The sequence below is a fragment of the Streptomyces hesseae genome (genome assembly GCF_031845785.1).
GTDB lineage: Bacteria > Actinomycetota > Actinomycetes > Streptomycetales > Streptomycetaceae > Streptomyces > Streptomyces hesseae.
Map to the genome: position 1 here is coordinate 76,983 of NZ_JAVRFI010000003.1, position 15,778 is coordinate 92,760.

General features: G+C 72.5%; 14 protein-coding genes. 6 read left to right on the forward strand and 8 right to left on the reverse strand.

Annotated features, from left to right (window positions below; genetic code table 11):
* Nucleotides 1-13: 13 nt before the first annotated feature.
* Nucleotides 14-2,737: a phosphoenolpyruvate carboxylase gene (gene ppc, locus RM609_RS06315; RefSeq protein ID WP_311608618.1), complete on the reverse strand. Its 2,724-nt coding sequence runs from the start codon at nucleotides 2,735-2,737 to the stop codon at nucleotides 14-16.
* A 201-nt stretch (nucleotides 2,738-2,938) separates the two neighbouring features.
* Between ppc and RM609_RS06320 the strand changes: the two genes are divergently transcribed.
* Nucleotides 2,939-3,940 (forward strand): acyl-CoA desaturase, encoded by a 1,002-nt coding sequence (locus tag RM609_RS06320; RefSeq protein ID WP_311608619.1) that lies wholly within the window; start codon nucleotides 2,939-2,941, stop codon nucleotides 3,938-3,940.
* The gene (locus tag RM609_RS06325) at nucleotides 3,937-4,632 is read left to right on the forward strand and encodes a TetR family transcriptional regulator (RefSeq protein WP_311608620.1); all 696 of its coding nucleotides are present in this window, start codon (nucleotides 3,937-3,939) and stop codon (nucleotides 4,630-4,632) included. The genes RM609_RS06320 and RM609_RS06325 overlap by 4 nt, the downstream gene beginning before the upstream one ends.
* 120 nt (nucleotides 4,633-4,752) lie before the next feature.
* Here the strand turns inward: RM609_RS06325 and RM609_RS06330 are convergent, their stop codons facing one another.
* Nucleotides 4,753-5,601: a trans-aconitate 2-methyltransferase gene (locus tag RM609_RS06330; protein WP_311608621.1), complete on the reverse strand. Its 849-nt coding sequence runs from the start codon at nucleotides 5,599-5,601 to the stop codon at nucleotides 4,753-4,755.
* A gap of 101 nt (nucleotides 5,602-5,702) precedes the next feature.
* Here RM609_RS06330 and RM609_RS06335 point away from each other — a divergent pair, with 101 nt between their 5' ends.
* Nucleotides 5,703-6,200: a MarR family winged helix-turn-helix transcriptional regulator gene (locus RM609_RS06335; protein ID WP_229354713.1), complete on the forward strand. Its 498-nt coding sequence runs from the start codon at nucleotides 5,703-5,705 to the stop codon at nucleotides 6,198-6,200.
* On the opposite strand, the gene RM609_RS06340 is transcribed toward RM609_RS06335, so the two are convergent.
* Nucleotides 6,159-6,947 (reverse strand): helix-turn-helix transcriptional regulator, encoded by a 789-nt coding sequence (locus tag RM609_RS06340; RefSeq protein WP_311608623.1) that lies wholly within the window; start codon nucleotides 6,945-6,947, stop codon nucleotides 6,159-6,161. The genes RM609_RS06335 and RM609_RS06340 overlap by 42 nt on opposite strands.
* 242 nt (nucleotides 6,948-7,189) lie before the next feature.
* On the opposite strand from RM609_RS06340, the gene RM609_RS06345 reads away from it, so the two are divergent.
* Nucleotides 7,190-7,648, forward strand: coding sequence for a GNAT family N-acetyltransferase (locus RM609_RS06345; protein WP_311608625.1), 459 nt, complete (start codon nucleotides 7,190-7,192; stop codon nucleotides 7,646-7,648).
* Here RM609_RS06345 and galK read toward each other — a convergent pair.
* The 3 genes from galK to galT are packed head-to-tail and all read right to left on the reverse strand — an operon-like array spanning nucleotide 7,645 to nucleotide 10,816.
* Complete coding sequence (gene galK, locus RM609_RS06350) at nucleotides 7,645-8,790, reverse strand: galactokinase (protein ID WP_311608626.1); 1,146 nt, start codon at nucleotides 8,788-8,790, stop codon at nucleotides 7,645-7,647. The two genes, RM609_RS06345 and galK, sit on opposite strands and share 4 nt — an antisense overlap.
* Nucleotides 8,787-9,773, reverse strand: coding sequence for a UDP-glucose 4-epimerase GalE (gene galE, locus RM609_RS06355; protein ID WP_311608628.1), 987 nt, complete (start codon nucleotides 9,771-9,773; stop codon nucleotides 8,787-8,789). Before galE ends, galK begins: the two co-directional genes overlap by 4 nt.
* Nucleotides 9,770-10,816, reverse strand: coding sequence for a galactose-1-phosphate uridylyltransferase (galT, locus tag RM609_RS06360; protein WP_311608629.1), 1,047 nt, complete (start codon nucleotides 10,814-10,816; stop codon nucleotides 9,770-9,772). The genes galE and galT overlap by 4 nt, the downstream gene beginning before the upstream one ends.
* Nucleotides 10,817-10,912: 96 nt before the next feature.
* Between galT and RM609_RS06365 the strand changes: the two genes are divergently transcribed.
* Complete coding sequence (locus RM609_RS06365; RefSeq protein WP_311608630.1) at nucleotides 10,913-12,568, forward strand: sodium:solute symporter family protein; 1,656 nt, start codon at nucleotides 10,913-10,915, stop codon at nucleotides 12,566-12,568.
* 25 nt (nucleotides 12,569-12,593) lie between these two features.
* Entirely contained in the window at nucleotides 12,594-12,833 is a 240-nt protein-coding gene (locus RM609_RS06370) for a hypothetical protein (RefSeq protein WP_311608631.1), read from the forward strand.
* Here the strand turns inward: RM609_RS06370 and RM609_RS06375 are convergent.
* Both RM609_RS06375 and RM609_RS06380 read right to left on the reverse strand, forming a co-directional pair.
* Nucleotides 12,772-13,524 carry a response regulator transcription factor gene (locus tag RM609_RS06375; protein ID WP_311608633.1) on the reverse strand — a complete coding sequence of 251 codons (753 nt, stop codon included), beginning with the start codon at nucleotides 13,522-13,524 and terminating at the stop codon, nucleotides 12,772-12,774. The two genes, RM609_RS06370 and RM609_RS06375, sit on opposite strands and share 62 nt — an antisense overlap.
* A 237-nt stretch (nucleotides 13,525-13,761) precedes the next feature.
* Nucleotides 13,762-15,681 carry an outer membrane protein assembly factor BamB family protein gene (locus RM609_RS06380; RefSeq protein WP_311608634.1) on the reverse strand — a complete coding sequence of 640 codons (1,920 nt, stop codon included), beginning with the start codon at nucleotides 15,679-15,681 and terminating at the stop codon, nucleotides 13,762-13,764.
* Between the last annotated feature and the right edge of the window lie 97 nt (nucleotides 15,682-15,778).

Sequence of the window (15,778 nt, forward strand, 5' to 3'; positions counted from 1 at the left end):
CCCTCTTGTGGTCTCAGCCGGTGTTGCGCAGGCCGGCCGCGACGCCGTTGACGGTCAGGAGCAGGGCCCGTGCCAGGAGCGGGTCCGGGTCCTGGCCCTGTTCGGCGGCGCGGCGCTGCCGGTCCAGCAGTGTCACCTGGAGGTAGGAGATCGGGTCGAGGTAGGCGTCGCGGATGTGGAAGGTCTGCCGCAGCACCGGGCTCGCCGCCAGCAGTTCGCCTTCTCCCGTGATGCGCAGGACTTCCTGCACCGTCAGCTCGTGCTCCGCCCGGATGGTGTCGAAGACGTGCTTGAGCTCGTCGGGTACGAGGGTGTCGACATAGTGCTGGGCGATGCGCAGGTCGGTCTTGGCGAGGGTCATCTCGACGTTGGAGAGGAAGTTCTGGAAGAAGTGCCAGTGGGTGTGCATTTCGTCCAGGACGTTGTCGAGTCCTGCTTCGCGTGCGGCCTTGAGGCCGGAGCCGACGCCGAACCAGCCGGGGACGATCTGGCGGGACTGGGTCCAGCCGAAGACCCAGGGGATGGCTCGGAGTCCGTCGAGGCCGGCTCCGGAGTCGGGGCGCCGGGAGGGGCGTGAGCCGAGGTGGAGCTCGGCGAGCTGGTCGACGGGGGTGGAGGCGAAGAAGTAGGCGGGGAGGTCCTTGTCCTCGACCAGGCGGCGGTAGGCGGAGTGGGCGGCGTCGGAGACGGTGTCCATGGCCGCGTCCCACCGTGCCAGGGCCTCGTCGGACTGACGGGGGGCGGTGTGGAGGGCGGAGGCCTGGAGGGTGGCCGCGACGGTCAGTTCCAGGTTCTCGCGGGCGAGGGCGGGGATGAGGTACTTGTCGGAGATGACCTCGCCCTGCTCGGTGACCTTGATCTCGCCTTCGAGGGTGCCCCAGGGCTGGGCGAGGATCGCGTCGTGGGTGGGGCCGCCGCCGCGGCCGACGGTGCCGCCGCGGCCGTGGAAGAGGCGCAGCCGTACGCCGTAGCGGTGGGCGACGTCGCGGAGGCGGCGCTGGGCTCGGTGGATCTCCCACTGGCTGGTGGTGATGCCGCCGAACTTGGAGGAGTCGGAGTAGCCGAGCATGACCTCCTGGACGTCGCCGCGCAGCGCGACGAGGCGTCGGTAGGAGGGGTCGGCGAGCATCTCGTCGAGGATCCGGTCGGCTTCCTTGAGCTCGTCGGTGGTCTCCAGGAGCGGCACGATGCCGATCCTGGCCCAGCCGGCGTGGAGGTCGACGAGGCCGGCCTCGCGGGCGAGGACGGCGGCGGCGAAGACGTCGTCGGCGCCCTGGCACATGGAGATGATGTAGGACTCGACGACCTCGGGTCCGAACTTCTCCAGGGCTTCGCCGATGGTGCCGAAGACGCCGAGGGTCTTGGCTCCGGCCGCGTCGAGGGGCGCGGGGCTGGGGGCCAGGGGGCGGCGTGAGCGGAGTTCCTTGGCGAGGAGGCGGCGGCGGTAGTCGCGGGGCATGTCGGCGTAGCGCCAGGATTCCTCGCCGAGGCGGTCGAAGAGCTGACCGAGGGCGTGGTGGTGGGCGTCGGCGTGTTCGCGGACGTCCATGGTGGCGAGGTGGAGGCCGAATGCCGCGAGGGTGCGGATGGCGCGTTCGAGGCGGCCGTCCGCGATCAGGCCGCCGCGGTGGACGCGGAGGGAGTCCTGGATGAGCTGGAGGTCGGTGAGGAGGTCGCCGGCGCCGAGGTAGTCGCGGCCTTCCTGGTGGGGGGTGCCCTTGGCGAGTCGCTCGCGGGTGTTGACGAGCTTCTGGCGGACGCAGGTGGCCTTGAGGCGGTAGGGCTCCTCGGCGTTGAGGCGCTTGTAGCGGGGGCTGATCTCGGGGAGGGCCTCGAGGTCGCGCTGGAGGGAGGTGAGGAGTTCCTCGGTGGCGCCGCTGTTGCGGATGGAGTTGGAGAGGGCGCCGCGGAGGCCGTCGACGAGTTCGAGGGCGTCGGTGATGCCGTGCTCGTGTTGCAGTATCAGCACGTCCCAGGTGACCTGGGGGGTGACGTTGGGGTTGCCGTCGCGGTCGCCGCCGATCCAGGTGCCGAAGGTCAGGGGGCGGGTGCCGGCGGGGAGGCCGACACCGACGCGGTCGAGTTCGGCGGCGAGGTCCTCCAGGACGTCGCCGACGGCGTCGGCGTGGAGCTCGTCGAGGTAGTAGATGGCGTTGCGGGCCTCGTCGGTGGGCTCCGGGCGGGCGACGCGGAGCTCGTCGGTCTGCCAGAGCAGGTCGATGTTCTCGGCGAGGCGGAGGTCGGTGCGGCGCTTGTCGCCGGTGCCGGTGGCGGGGGTGTCCAGGAGCTCGGCGATGCGGCGGAGCTTGTTGAGAACGCTGCGGCGGGCGGCCTCGGTGGGGTGGGCGGTGAAGACGGGGCGTACGCCGAGGTTCTCGACGGTCTGGCGGAGGTGCTCGGGGTCGGCTTCCTTGAGCTGGTCGGCGGTGCGGGCGAGGATCGAGCCCTCGGCGTCGCGCTTGGCGCGCAGTTCGCGGCCGCGGTGGACCTGCTCGGTGACGTTGGCCAGGTGGAAGTAGGTGGAGAAGGCGCGGACGAGCTTGGCGGCCGTGTCCGGGTCGGTGCGGGCCAGGAGCGCGGCGGCGGCCTCGCCGTCGGTGCGGGTCAGCGCTCGTACCCGCTCCACCAGATCGAGGAGCTCTTCACCCTCCTGGCGGACCAGGGTTTCCCCGAGGAGATCACCGAGGCGGCGGATGTCGGCGCGCAGGGCGGCGTTGGTCTGGTCGGCACTGCTCACAGGTGCTGCTCCTTGCAGAGTTTCCGGCACTTCTGGAGGGGTGGCGGACCGCGCTGTCCGACGGCAACAGCATAGGTCGCCACCCGACGCGCGGTTGCCCTCAGCCTCTTGCCCAGGCGCCCGGCCCTGCCATACTTACGAAGCCGTAGGTTACGGAACCGTAGGAACCGTGATCAAGATCCGACCCCCATGAGGGAACCCATGACTGCAAGCCCCGACGTGCTCGAAGACGCGCCGAAGGCCCAGGAGACCCCACTCCCCTCCGCCACGCTGGGCGGGGAGCAACGCCGGTCGATCGAGCAGTTCACCCTGCTGCTGTTCATCGTCGTCCCGTTCGTCGCCCTGCTCGCCGCCGTTCCGCTGGCCTGGGGCTGGGGGGTGAGCTGGCTGGATCTGGGCCTGATGGTGGCCATGTACTACATCGGTTGCCACGGCATCACGATCGGCTACCACCGGTACTTCACCCACGGTTCCTTCAAGGCCAAGCGGCCGCTGCGGATCGCGCTGGCGGTCATGGGGTCGCTGGCGGTCGAGGGCCCGGTGGTCCGCTGGGTCGCGGACCACCGCAAGCACCACAAGTTCTCCGACGCCGAGGGCGACCCGCATTCGCCCTGGCGCTATGGCGAGTCCGTTCCGGCCCTGATGAAGGGGCTGTGGTGGGCCCACGTCGGCTGGATGTTCGACCAGGAGCAGACGTCGCAGCAGAAGTACGCGCCCGATCTGGTCAAGGACCCCGCCCTTCGCGCGATCTCGCGGCAGTTCGTGCTGTGGACGGCGGTCTCGCTGCTGGTGCCCCCGCTGGTGGGCGGGCTGGCGACCTGGTCGTGGCAGGGGGCGGTGACGGCGTTCTTCTGGGGTTCGCTGGTGCGGGTGGCACTGCTGCACCATGTGACGTGGTCGATCAATTCGATCTGCCACGCCGTCGGCAAGCGTCCGTTCAAGTCGCGGGACCGTTCGGGGAACGTGTGGTGGCTGGCCGTGCTGTCGTGCGGTGAGTCCTGGCACAACCTCCACCACGCCGACCCGACGTCGGCGCGGCACGGTGTGCTGAGGGGGCAGCTGGACTCCAGCGCCCGTATCATCCGCTGGTTCGAGCGGGCGGGCTGGGCGTACGACGTGCGCTGGCCGAACGCCGACCGGATCGAGTCCCGGCGGGCGTCCGGGGAGAAACGGGATAAGGAGGGTGCCGCGCACGCGGCATGATTGACAGCGTGGCGATCGACAGCAACACCAGTGACAAGGACCTGCCCGCTGCCTCCGGGAGCCGGCGTGGCCGGCCCCGCCGTGTGCGGATGACCGGCGCGGAGCGCCGTGAGCAGCTGCTGGACATCGGTCGCACGCTCTTCGCCGAGAAGGGCTTCGAGGGGACGTCGGTGGAGGAGATCGCGGCGAAGGCCGGGGTCTCCAAGCCGGTGGTCTACGAGCACTTCGGCGGCAAGGAGGGGCTGTACGCGGTGGTCGTGGACCGTGAGATGCGGCGGCTCCTCGACCTGGTCACGGGCGCGCTGACGGCGGGCCATCCGCGGGAGCTGCTGGAACAGGCGGCCTTCGCCCTCCTGGACTACATCGAGAAGTCCACGGACGGCTTCCGGATCCTGGTGCGGGATTCGCCGGTGGCGCAGTCGACGGGCACGTTCGCCTCGCTGATCAGCGATATCGCCACGCAGGTGGAGGACATCCTGGGCCTGGAGTTCAAGGCCCGCGGCTTCGACCCGAAGCTCGCGCCGCTGTACGCGCAGGCGCTGGTGGGGATGGTCGCCCTGACCGGGCAGTGGTGGCTGGACGTCCGGAAGCCTCGGAAGGCGGAGGTGGCGGCGCATCTGGTGAACCTGGCGTGGCACGGGCTGGACGGGCTGGAGCCGAAGCCGCGACTGGTGGGGCACCGGAAGTCGTAGCCCCGGCCGGGCCGGGTGCCCCCGGGGGCAGCGACGGCCGGTTCGGCACCGCCGGGCTCCCCGGCGGGGGCTGCTCGCCGTGGCGGCGGGGTGAGGACCCCGGTCCCGCCGCGGCGGCGATCAGCCGACGGGGGCCGGGCCGGCGGTGCCGAGCCGGGCCACCGCGAAGATCCGCCGGAAGGGGAACGGCGTCGTCCCACCGGCCCCCGCCGGATACGCGTCCCGCAACAGCGCCCCGTACTCCGCGAGGAACGCCTCCGTGGCAGCGGGATCATCGGCGAGGCCGGTCAGGACCGGCCGAAGCCCCGTGCCGCGGACCCAGTCGAGGACGGGGTCCTCGCCTTCCAGGACGTGGACGTACGTCGTCTCCCACGCGTCCACCTCGCAGCCGAGTGCCGTCAGCCGCTCCAGGTACTCCACGGGCTGGAGGATGTCGAGGGTGCGGCGGCCCGCCGTGCCCAGGCGGTCATGCCAGCGCGGGGACGCGCACAGCTCGCGCAGCAGGGCGTGGCTGGGGGCGTCGCCGTTGCCGGGGACCTGGAAGGCGAACGTGCCGCCGGGGGCGAGGCCGGCCAGCCAGGCCGGGAAGGCCCGTACGTGGTCGGGCACCCACTGGAGCGCGGCGTTGGAGACGATCAGGTCGTAGCGCTGGGCGCCCGGCGCCCAGTCCGCCAGGTCCGCGTGGGCGAAGTCGACGCGGCCGCCCCCGGGGGTCGGGCCGGCGTGGGCGGCGGCCTCGGCGAGCATCGGGGCGGAGTTGTCGTAGCCGGTGATGTGCGCGTCCGGCCAGCGTTCGGCGAGCAGCGCCGTGACGTTGCCGGCGCCGCAGCCGAGGTCGGCGATCCTGGCGGGGCGGCCGCCCTCGCCCGGCAGCTCCGGTACGCGGGCGAGCAGCTCATGGAAGGGGCGGGTCCGGTGCCCGGCGTGGCGGAGGTACTGGGCGGGGTCCCAGTGGGGGGTCTGGCGCATCGCGGTGTCTCCCTGCCTCAAGAAGTCCTGCCTCAAGGAGCCCACGAAAGCTATCTTGACGTCAAGAGACTTCATGTCGACAGACCTACTACACTGATCCCATGGAGGACGAGGTCGATCGGCTGGTCGCGGCGTGGCGCCGAGAGCGCCCCGATCTCGACGTGGAACCACTCGAAGTGCTCAGTCGCGTCTCCAGACTGGCCCGGCATCTCGACCGGGCGCGCCGGATCGCCTTCGCCGAGCATGAGCTCGAGCCCTGGGAGTTCGACGTCCTGACCGCCCTGCGCCGCGCCGGGGATCCCTATCAGCTCTCCCCCGGGCAGCTGCTGACCCAGACCCTGGTCACCTCGGGCACCATGACCAACCGCATCGACCGGCTCGCCAAGAAGGGCCTGGTCCAGCGGGAGCCGGACCCCAGCGACCGGCGCGGGGTGCTCGTCCGGCTCACCGCCGAGGGGCGGGACCGCGCGGACCAGGCGCTCGCCGGGCTGCTCGCCCAGGAGCGCGCGATCCTCGCCGAGCTGTCCACCGGGCAGCGCGGTGAACTGGCCGGTCTGCTACGCCAGTTGACCGCCCCGTTCGACAACGTCCCCGGCTAGGTCCACCGGGCCCACCCCGGCCCGCCGGGCCAGCGCGACGGCGGCCAGGGTGGAGTGCACCCCGAGCTTGCCGAGCACGTTCTGCATATGCGTACGGACCGTGTGCGGGGAGAGATAGAGCCGCTCGGCGACGGCCTTGCGACCCAGCCCGGCCACCATGCAGCGCAGCACCTCGCGCTCGCGCGGGGTCAGCGACTCCACCAGCCGCTCGCTCTCGGTGCGGTGCTTGCGCGCGGCCGTCAGCTCGCGCAGCACGCCCGTCAGCAGGGCGGGCGGCAGATGCGTCTCGTCCCGCAGCACGCCTCGTATCACCGACAGCAGGCGGGAGAGCGAGCAGTCCTTGGCCACCCAGCCGCCCGCCCCCGCCTGGAGCGCTGCGGCCGCCCGCCGTGGATCGTCGCGCTCGGCCAGTACGACCGTCCGCACCCCCGGATGGCCCGTGCGGACCCTCGCCACCAGCGAGATCCCGTCCACCGCGCCCTCGCCCGGCCCCGAGCCGTCCTGGCCCGGACTCCGGGGCTGCGCGGGCACATGCGCGACGTCCGAACCCACCGTGCCGAGGTCGGCGTCGATCAGCAGGACGTCGAAGCGACGCCCTTCGCCGGCCGCGCGCTCCAGTGCGCGCAGCGCCGCCGGCCCGCTGCCGGCCGCCGAGACGTCCACGTCCTGCTCCGCCGCGAGGGCGGCGGCGAGCGACTCGGCGAAGATGCGGTGGTCGTCGACCACCAATACCCGAATACGTGCCACAACCACCCCCATGTCCCGGTAGGCGGAGGCAGTGCGGGTACGGCGCCCGAACCCGGGGCCGCCACGCGCGCACGGCCGCCGCCGTGCCCTGACAACCACCCCGCCCCGGGCGTCGTACCTGCCTGTCTCGCCCCCTGATCAGCGCCGGCCCCCACCGGCACTGTGCATCAGCGTACGGCCGGGGTCCGGCGACGGAAGCCGATTGGCAAAACTGCTTGACCCGGGTGTTTATCGTGAGCTTTATGTTCAGTATTGAGGCGGTGAACGACTCGGAACGACGTGATGTGGTCCTCGCGCGACTCCGCGCGACCAATACCGAACGTTCGTCCGTCATGCGGGCGTTGCGGGGAACATCCGTCGAGCGCAGCGTCCCCGTGGAGGTGTACGCGACCGGCCCGGACGGCGAGCCGGCGGGCGGGCTCGCCGGGCACGTCCAGTGGGGCTGGCTCCATGTCGACCTCCTCTGGGTGGACGAGCGCCACCGCGGCACGGGGCTCGGCTCCGCGCTGATGGCACGCGCGGAGGACGTGGCGCGCGAGGAGCACGGTGCGGTGGGCAGCCAGGTGGAGACCTGGGACTTCCAGGCGCCGGGCTTCTACCGGAAGGTGGGCTACGAGGAGGTGGCGGCGGTCGAGGACTATCCGCCGGGGATGACGAACCACCTGTTGATCAAGCGGTTCCCGCCCGTCTCCGGGGCCTAGAGCTCACGCCGGGCGCCCTCGCCCGCCGTCGCCGTGAAGACGCGCGGCGGGGCGTATCCGGCGGCGGCGAAGGCCTCCGCCACGGCCCGTTCCACCGCTCCGGCCGCCGCCTCGTCCGTGAGGACGAGGGCCGAGCCGCCGAAGCCGCCGCCGGTCATCCGCGCGCCCAGCGCGCCCGCCCTGGTCGCCGCGGCGACCACCAGATCCAGCTCGGGGCAGGAGACGGCGAAGTCGTCCCGCAGGGAGGCGTGCCCGGCCGTCAGCAGCGATCCGACGGCGCGCGGGTCGCCCGCGTCGAGCAGTGCGGCCACGGCCCGTACCCGCTCGTTCTCGGAGACGACGTGCCGCACCAGCGCGCCCGCCCCGTCCACGGCACGCAACTCCCGCACCGCGTCGTCGAGTTTCTCGTACGGGACGTCCCGTAGGGCGCGCACCCCCAGTGCGCGCGCTGCTGCCTCGCACCCCGTGCGCCGCCGCGCGTATTCGCCCTCCCCCAGGTCGTGTTTGACGCGCGTGTCGACGACCAACAGGCGCAGGCCGTGCGCCGCCGGGTCGAAGGGGATGTGCCGCCGGGCGAGGTCGCGGGTGTCGAGGTGGAGGACATGGCCGGCCGCGCAGCACGCCGAGGCGGTCTGGTCCATGATCCCGCAGGGGACGCCGGCGAAGGCGTTCTCGGCCCGCCGCGCCAGCCGGGCCAGCTCCGGGCGGGCGAGCCCGAGCCCGTACAGCCCGTCGAGGGCGAGCGCGGTGGCGATCTCCAGGGCGGCGGAGGACGAGAGCCCCGCCCCCACCGGCACCTCGCTCTCCACATGGAGGTCCGCGCCCGCCACGGCGTGCCCCGCCTCGCGCAGCGCCCACAGGACGCCCGCCGGGTACGCCGCCCAGCCCCGGACGGCGCCGGGGCACAGCTCGTCCGGCGCCACGGTCACGACGCCGCCCGGCATGTCCGCCGAGTGCAGCCGCAGCCGCCCGTCGGCGCGGGCGCGGGCCGCCACCCGGGTGACCCGGGGCAGGGCGAGCGGCATCACGAAGCCGTCGTTGAAGTCGGTGTACTCGCCGATGAGGTTCACCCGGCCGGGCGCCGCCCACACGCCCTCGCAGCCGGTGCCATGAACGGCGTGGAAGGCGGCTGCGGCGCTCAAGCGCGCTCCCGGGCCGCGCCGTGCCGCGCGAAGTCCCAGGCGTCCTCGACGATCGCGGCGAGGTCCGGGCGGCGCGGTCGCCAGCCGAGCAGCCGGTGCGCCCGTTCGGCGGAGGCGACGAGCACGGCGGGGTCGCCCGCCCGGCGCGGGCCCGGGAGCTCCGGGACGGGGTGTCCGGTGACCTTGCGGACGGTCTCGACGACCTCGCGGACGGAGAAGCCGCGCCCGTTGCCGAGGTTGCAGATCAGGTGCTCGCCGGGGCGGGCGGCGCCGAGGGCCAGGAGGTGGGCGTCGGCGAGGTCGGCGACGTGGATGTAGTCGCGGACGCACGTCCCGTCCGGCGTCGGGTAGTCCTCACCGTGGACGGAAATCGCCTCGCGCTCCCCCAGCGCGACCTGGAGGACGAGCGGGATCAGATGGGACTCGGGCGCGTGCCGCTCGCCGTGGCGCCCGTACGCCCCCGCCACGTTGAAGTAGCGCAGGGAGACGGCGGCCAGGCCGTGGGCCGCGCACTCCCCGGCGATCATGTGGTCGACGGCGAGCTTGGTGGCGCCGTAGGGGTTGGTGGGGGCGGTGGGGGCGTCCTCGGTGATCGGGACAGTGGCCGGTTCGCCGTAGGTGGCGGCGGTGGAGGAGAAGACGAGGGTGCGCACGCCCGCGTCCCGCATGGCGGTGAGCAGTTCGAGCGTGCCGCCGACGTTGTTGCGCCAGTATGTGTCCGGGCGGGCCACGGACTCCCCCACCTGCGAGAACGCGGCGAAGTGGAGCACGGCGTCATGGCCGGCGACCAGCTCGCGGGCCGCGTCCTGGACCCGGCCCTCGATGAAGCGGGCCCCCTCGGGGACGGCGTCGCGGTGGCCGGTGGAGAGGTCGTCGAGGACGGTCACCTCGTGCCCGGCGGCCAGCAGATGTGCGGCCACGACGCTCCCGACATAGCCGGCACCACCCGTGACCAGGTACGTTCCGCCGCCTCCGCTGCTCATGCGCTCGCTACCTCCCGTAGCCGTCCGGCCGCGGCCTCCGGCCGCACGTCGTTGATGAACACGTTCATGCCTGCCTCCGAACCGGCGACGAACTTCAGCTTTCCGGGAGCCCGGCGGCTGGTGAAGAGCTCGAGGTGGAGCGCGAATTCATTCCTGTGGGGGTGCCGGAAGGGCGCCTGGTGCCAGCCGGAGACATAGGGGGTCGGCGGCAGGCCGGGGCCGAAGATCCGGTCGAAGCGCCGCAGGAGCTCCAGATAGACCCGGGGGAACTCGGCGCGCGCCGCGTCGTCGAGGGAGGGCAGGTCGGGCACCCGGCGGCGCGGGTGGAGCCGGATCTCGTACGGCCAGCGGGCGGCGTAGGGCACGAAGGCCAGCCAGTGCTCGCCGTCGAGGACGATCCGGCGGCCGTCGGCCAGCTCGTCGGCGACGACGTCGTCGAAGAGGTTCCGGCCGCCGGTGCGCTCGCGGTGGGCGGCCGCGGAGTCGAGCATGCGCGCGGTGCGCGGGGTGACGAAGGGATAGGCGTAGATCTGGCCGTGGGGGTGGCCGAGGGTGACGCCGATCTCGTGGCCGCGGTTCTCGAAGCAGTAGACCTGCTCGACGGCGGGGAGCAGGGCGAGTTCGGCGGTGCGGTCGGTCCAGGCGGCGAGGACGAGCGCGGCGCGGTCGTCGTCGAGGCCGGCGAAGGAGGTGTCGTGGTCGTCGGTGAAGCAGACGACCTCGCAGCGGCCGTTGTCGCCGGAGAGGGCGGGGAAGCGGTTCTCGAAGACGGCCACCTCGTAGGCGGGGGCGGGGATTTCGGTGTGCCGGCCGTCGCGCGAGGGGCACAGCGGGCAGGAGTCGGCGGCCGGGTGGAGGGGCCGGTCCTGGCGCTGGGCGGCGATGGCTACGCCGTCGCCGACGAGCGGGTCGTAGCGGATCTCGCCTGCTGCGTCCGGGGGTTGGAGCGGGCGCCGGTCGGCGGTGTCGCGCACGGCGTCGTCGCGGGAGTCGAAGTAGAGCAGTTCACGACCGTCGGCGAGCCGGGTCGCCGTCTTCTTCATACGACCTCTCCTCACACACCTTCACACATAACCGAACACAAGGAATCATGACCCGACAGCACGGTCAACAGCGCCCGAGCGACCGAGAGGTGAAGCATGCGCTATTCGGCCGAGAGTCTGCGGCTCCCCGTCAACGGGCTCGACTACGCCATCCTGGCGATCTACTTCGCCGTGGTCCTGGGCATCGGTGTCGCCGCGCGCCGTTCGGTCCGCACCAGCCTGGACTTCTTCCTCTCCGGCCGGTCCCTGCCCGCCTGGATCACCGGGCTCGCCTTCGTCGCCGCCAACCTCGGCGCCACCGAGATCCTGGGCATGGCCGCCAATGGCGCGCAGTACGGCGCGTACACCGTGCACTGGTACTGGATCGGGGCGATACCGGCCATGGTCTTCCTGGGGCTGGTGATGATGCCGTTCTACTACGGGTCGAAGGTCGGCTCGGTGCCCGAGTTCCTGCTGAGGCGGTTCGGGCCCGCCTCGCATCTGCTCTCCTCCGTGATCTTCGCGGTGTCGTCGGTGCTGATCGCGGGCGTCAACCTCTACGCGCTGGCGCTCGTGCTGCGGGCGCTGCTCGGCTGGCCGCAGGGGGTCGCGATCGTCGTCGCGGGCCTCTTCGTCCTGGCGTACATCACACTCGGCGGACTGACCTCGGCCGTCTACAACGAGGTCCTCCAGTTCTTTGTGATCCTGGCAGCGCTGGTGCCCCTGACGGCCGTCGGCCTGGCGCGCGTGGGCGGGCCGGGCGGGCTGCGGGACTCGCTGTCCGCCGCGCACGGGGAGGACTTCCTGAGCGCCTGGGGCGGTACGGGGATCGGCCACGCCAATCCGCTGGGCGCCAACTGGCTGACCATCGTGCTCGGCCTGGGCTTCGTGATGAGCTTCGGGTACTGGACGACGAACTTCGCCGAGGTGCAGCGCGCGCTGTCCGCGAAGGACCTGGGCGCGGCGCGCCGGACGCCGCTGATCGCGGCCTTCCCGAAGCTGCTGGTCCCGCTGGTGGTGGTCGTACCGGGGCTGATCGCCCTGGTGCTGGAGCCGTCCCTGGGCCGGGCCGGCAGCGGGCTGAGCTACAACGACGCGATCCCCGTGCTGATGCGCGACCTGCTGCCCAACGGCATGCTGGGCATCGCGGTGACGGGCCTGCTCGCGGCGTTCATGGCGGGCATGGCCGCCAATGTGTCGTCCTTCAACACGGTCTTCACCAGCGACATCTGGCGGGCGTACGTACGGCCGGGCCGCCCCGACGCGTACTACCTGGCCACCGGCCGCGCGGTGACGGCGGTCGGCGTGCTCGCGGGCATGGGCACGGCGTTCATCGCCTCGTCCTTCTCCAACATCATGAACTATCTCCAGACGCTGTTCTCGTTCTTCAACGTGCCGCTCTTCGCGGTCTTCGTCATCGGGATGTTCTGGAAGCGGGCCACGGCCGCGGCGGGCTTCTGGGGGCTGCTGTCGGGCACGGCGGCCGCGATGGTCAACTACTTCTGGCTGTACCGGCGGGGCGTCATCGGCATCCCCACCGACCAGGGCGCCAACTTCGTCTCGTCCATCGTGGCGTTCGCCGTCGCGGGCGCGGTGATGCTCGTGGTCTCGCTCGTCACCGAGCCGAGGCCCGCCGGGACGCTGACGGGGCTGGTGTACGGGACGGCCGCCGCGCCCGTCGAGGGCGGGACCGTCTGGTATCGCAGGCCCGCGCCGCTCGGCTGGGGGGCCGTGCTCCTGGCGGCCCTCTGCTACGTCCCCTTCTCGCTGTAGGACCCTCCGCTGTAGGGAGCAGGACATGAAGAGCGCCTTCGACATACGGCGGGTCATCGGCGGCCTGTTCGCCGTCTACGGGCTGCTGCTCACCGCCGCCGGGCTGGCCGCCTCCGACGCGGACCTGCGCAAGGCCCAGGGGGTGAACGTCAACCTCTGGGCCGGTCTCGGCATGCTCGCGCTCGGCGGCCTCTTCCTGTGGCTCAGCCGGCGCCCTGCTGACCCGGCACCCCCCGGGGAGGCCCCGGCGGACGGGGAGGACTGACCGCCGGCGCGGGGGCGGTCGCGGAGCCGCCCGTGGCACGGTCCAGCAGGCCCGTACGGGCGGCCAGGGCGGCCGCCTCCAGCCGTGAGCCCACTCCGAGCTTCATCAGGACGCGCTGGACGTGGGTGCGGGCCGTGCTGGGCGCTATCCCCATGCCGGCGGCGATCAGCCGGGTGTCCTCGCCCTCGGCGACCCGCACCAGGACCTCGACCTCGCGCGGGGTGAGCAGCTGGAGCAGCCGCGCGCCCTCGTCGTCGGGCTGGGTGGCGGGGTTGAGCAGCTCGGTGAAGGCGCCCTGGAGCAGTTGGGGCTCCACTGCGGCCTCGCCCGCGCGGGCCTTCATCATCGCCCGTTCGACGCCTTCGATGCGCTCGTTGTGCCGGACGTAGCCGGAGGCGCCGGCGGCGAAGGCCGCGGCGATGCCCAGCGGGCTCGGCACGGGGCCGAGCACGACGACGGCGACCTGGGGGCGCTCCCGTTTGATCCGGACGACCGGGTCGAAGGCGCCCGGCTCGGCCGGGGACGCCGTGCCCAGCAGGCACACCTCGGGGGCGCGGCTGATGACCAGGTCGGCCGCGCCGGCGCTGGGCGCGGCCGCGGCCAGCACGCGGTGCCCGCGCAACTTCAGTGCCGAGGCGAGGGCCTCGGCCAGCAGACGATGGTCGTCCACCACCATGAGCCGCACGCCCATTGAGCTTCCCCCCTGTCGTCCGCTGCCGCCCACTGCCGCTCGCGTACGTCTCCCCGGCACCCTCTTGCCCGGGAAGCTACACGCTTGTTCGACGTTCCGCGCCCCTTACCGGTGAGAAGTCCCCCGGAATGCCGAAATCCCTGCCAATCACGTGTACTTCGCGACTGAAACGGATCGTTCAGGCATGCACACGCGGTGGGCAGGGATACGGCTGGAGTGCTCGTCAATCGATCAGTATCAACTACCGCCGAAAATCATCACCAGATACTGCTTGCCGAAACTCACCGAGCTGGGCTTGTTGGCGTAACTGCCGCCCAGGTACAGGCGGCCCTGGGACCAGAGGGTCGGCTGGATGGTCGGCGAGAGCATGCGCTCACTCTGCGCCGACGAGGCCGGATTCTTCAGCAGGACATCGGTCTTGAACGACTTCGGGTCGATCCGGACCACCTGGCCGCCCGCCTTGTAGGTCGGGTCCTGGTAGCCGATGGGGTAGCCGTCCTTGTCGACGCCCAGCGGGGTCAGAGTGGATCCCGGGACGCCGTCCGCCTTGCCCCTGGACTGGCCGGTGGCCAGGTCGAAGCCGACGATCTCGTTGACGCGGCCGACCTGCTGGGCGTTGCCGCTGGAGTGCTCCTCGGAGGGCAGGTAGAGGGTGTCCTTGGTGACGGCGAGCCTCGTGCAGCCCTCGACGTCGGTCGACGGGCACTTCGGCGTGAACCCGCCGTTGCCCGTGGAGATCTTGGAGCGCAGTTTGCCCTCCGTGGCGCTGTCGTCGATCGCCAGGAAGTCGGAGGCGCCGCTGCCCTTGTCGCCTCCCGCGTCGACCGCGATGACCAGCGGGTCGGTGGACGCGACGTGGACGTACTGGATGCCGGCGGGGACCTTGAAGACCGACTTGGGCGCGCCCGACGCGGGGTCGAGGGTCTGCACCTGCATCTGCGGGCGCGAGTAGTCGCCGCAGCGGCGGACCGCGACGAGCTTGGAGCCGCCGCCGTAGCCGTCATCCCGGCAGTCGTCGCCCGGCTTGGGCTTCCACAGCTCCTTGCCGCCGTCCAGCGACCAGGCGGCGCCGCCCGACGTGCCGCCCGCGGCGACGGTGCCGCCGCCGATGGTGGCCTCGTCGAAGCGGACGTCCTGGTCGCCGCTCTTGGCCGACTTCTGCCAGAGCTTCTTGCCGTTGTTCAGGTCGAGGGCGACGACCTGGGTGCACTGGGCGTTGTTGGCCTTGCTGTCCTTGACGACCAGGGCCGTCTTGCCGTCGGCCGTGGTCTGCTGGGACGACCAGCAGATCTCGCCGTCGAGCGGGACCTCCCACTGCTTGCCGCCGGAGAGGCCATAGCCGACGATCTTGTAGACGTCGGCCTTGGCGAAGACCTTGTCCGTCGCCCACAGGCCCTTGACGCTGACGAGGTCGTCGACCTTGGGCTGGTCGACGGTGAAGAGCAGCTTGCCGTCGATGGTCTTGGGGGCCTTGCCGCCGCCCTGGGCCTGGCCGCCCTGGGTACCGGCGGTGGAGCCCGCCTCGGTCTTCTTGCCGTCGTCACCGCCGCCCTTGGTGGCGAACCAGATGCCGCCGCCGGCGACGACCAGCACCGCGGCCACCGCGCCGGCGATGATCGCCATGCGCTTCTTGGGCCCGTTGCCGCCCGGGGCGCCGGTGGGCGCGCCGGCGGGGAACTGCGCGGTGGGGCCGTACCCGCCGAACTGCGGCTGGCCGGGGGCGCCGGGCGCACCCGGGTAGCCGTAACCGCCAGGGGCACCGGCCGGGCCGGGGTAGCCGTAACCGGGAGCGGGAGGCGCGGCGGGAGCGCCGGGCGCGCCCGGGTAGCCGTAGCCGCCGGGGGCGGCAGGGGCACCGGGCGGCGGGTTCTGCGGGGCGCCCGGCGGCGGGACCGCGGGCGTGCTCAGCATGGTGGGCGGCGGCGCCTGGGGCGGGACCTGCGGGGCCGTGCCCGGCTGCGGCGGCTGGGGAGCGCCGGCGGGCGGGGGCACGGGCGGGCTGACCATGGTGGGCGGCGGGGCCTGCGGGGCCGTGCCCGGGGGCGGGCCCTGCGGCGGCTGCGGTGCGCCGAAGCCGCCCCGGGGGTCCTGCGGTGCGCCGAAGCCTCCGCCCGGCGGTCCCTGCGGTGGCTGGGGTGGCTGCGGCGGCTGTGACATCAGCTTTCCTCTTTACGCGCGGTCCGGGGCTTGCTGCACCGCATGAATCCCGCCAGTGTGCGGCAGGCGAGCGGGTGTTCTTTGTACCACCCGGCGC

What these genes read in the sequence shown, in the direction of transcription:
- RM609_RS06320 (WP_311608619.1), top strand. Translation starts at nt 2,939, where the DNA reads ATGACTGCAAGCCCCGACGTGCTCGAAGACGCGCCGAAGGCCCAGGAG.
- RM609_RS06325 (WP_311608620.1), top strand. Translation starts at nt 3,937, where the DNA reads ATGATTGACAGCGTGGCGATCGACAGCAACACCAGTGACAAGGACCTG.
- RM609_RS06330 (WP_311608621.1), bottom strand. Translation starts at nt 5,601, where the DNA reads ATGCGCCAGACCCCCCACTGGGACCCCGCCCAGTACCTCCGCCACGCC.
- RM609_RS06335 (WP_229354713.1), top strand. Translation starts at nt 5,703, where the DNA reads ATGGAGGACGAGGTCGATCGGCTGGTCGCGGCGTGGCGCCGAGAGCGC.
- RM609_RS06345 (WP_311608625.1), top strand. Translation starts at nt 7,190, where the DNA reads ATGTTCAGTATTGAGGCGGTGAACGACTCGGAACGACGTGATGTGGTC.
- galE (WP_311608628.1), bottom strand. Translation starts at nt 9,773, where the DNA reads ATGAGCAGCGGAGGCGGCGGAACGTACCTGGTCACGGGTGGTGCCGGC.
- galT (WP_311608629.1), bottom strand. Translation starts at nt 10,816, where the DNA reads ATGAAGAAGACGGCGACCCGGCTCGCCGACGGTCGTGAACTGCTCTAC.
- RM609_RS06365 (WP_311608630.1), top strand. Translation starts at nt 10,913, where the DNA reads ATGCGCTATTCGGCCGAGAGTCTGCGGCTCCCCGTCAACGGGCTCGAC.
- RM609_RS06370 (WP_311608631.1), top strand. Translation starts at nt 12,594, where the DNA reads ATGAAGAGCGCCTTCGACATACGGCGGGTCATCGGCGGCCTGTTCGCC.
- RM609_RS06375 (WP_311608633.1), bottom strand. Translation starts at nt 13,524, where the DNA reads ATGGGCGTGCGGCTCATGGTGGTGGACGACCATCGTCTGCTGGCCGAG.
- RM609_RS06380 (WP_311608634.1), bottom strand. Translation starts at nt 15,681, where the DNA reads ATGTCACAGCCGCCGCAGCCACCCCAGCCACCGCAGGGACCGCCGGGC.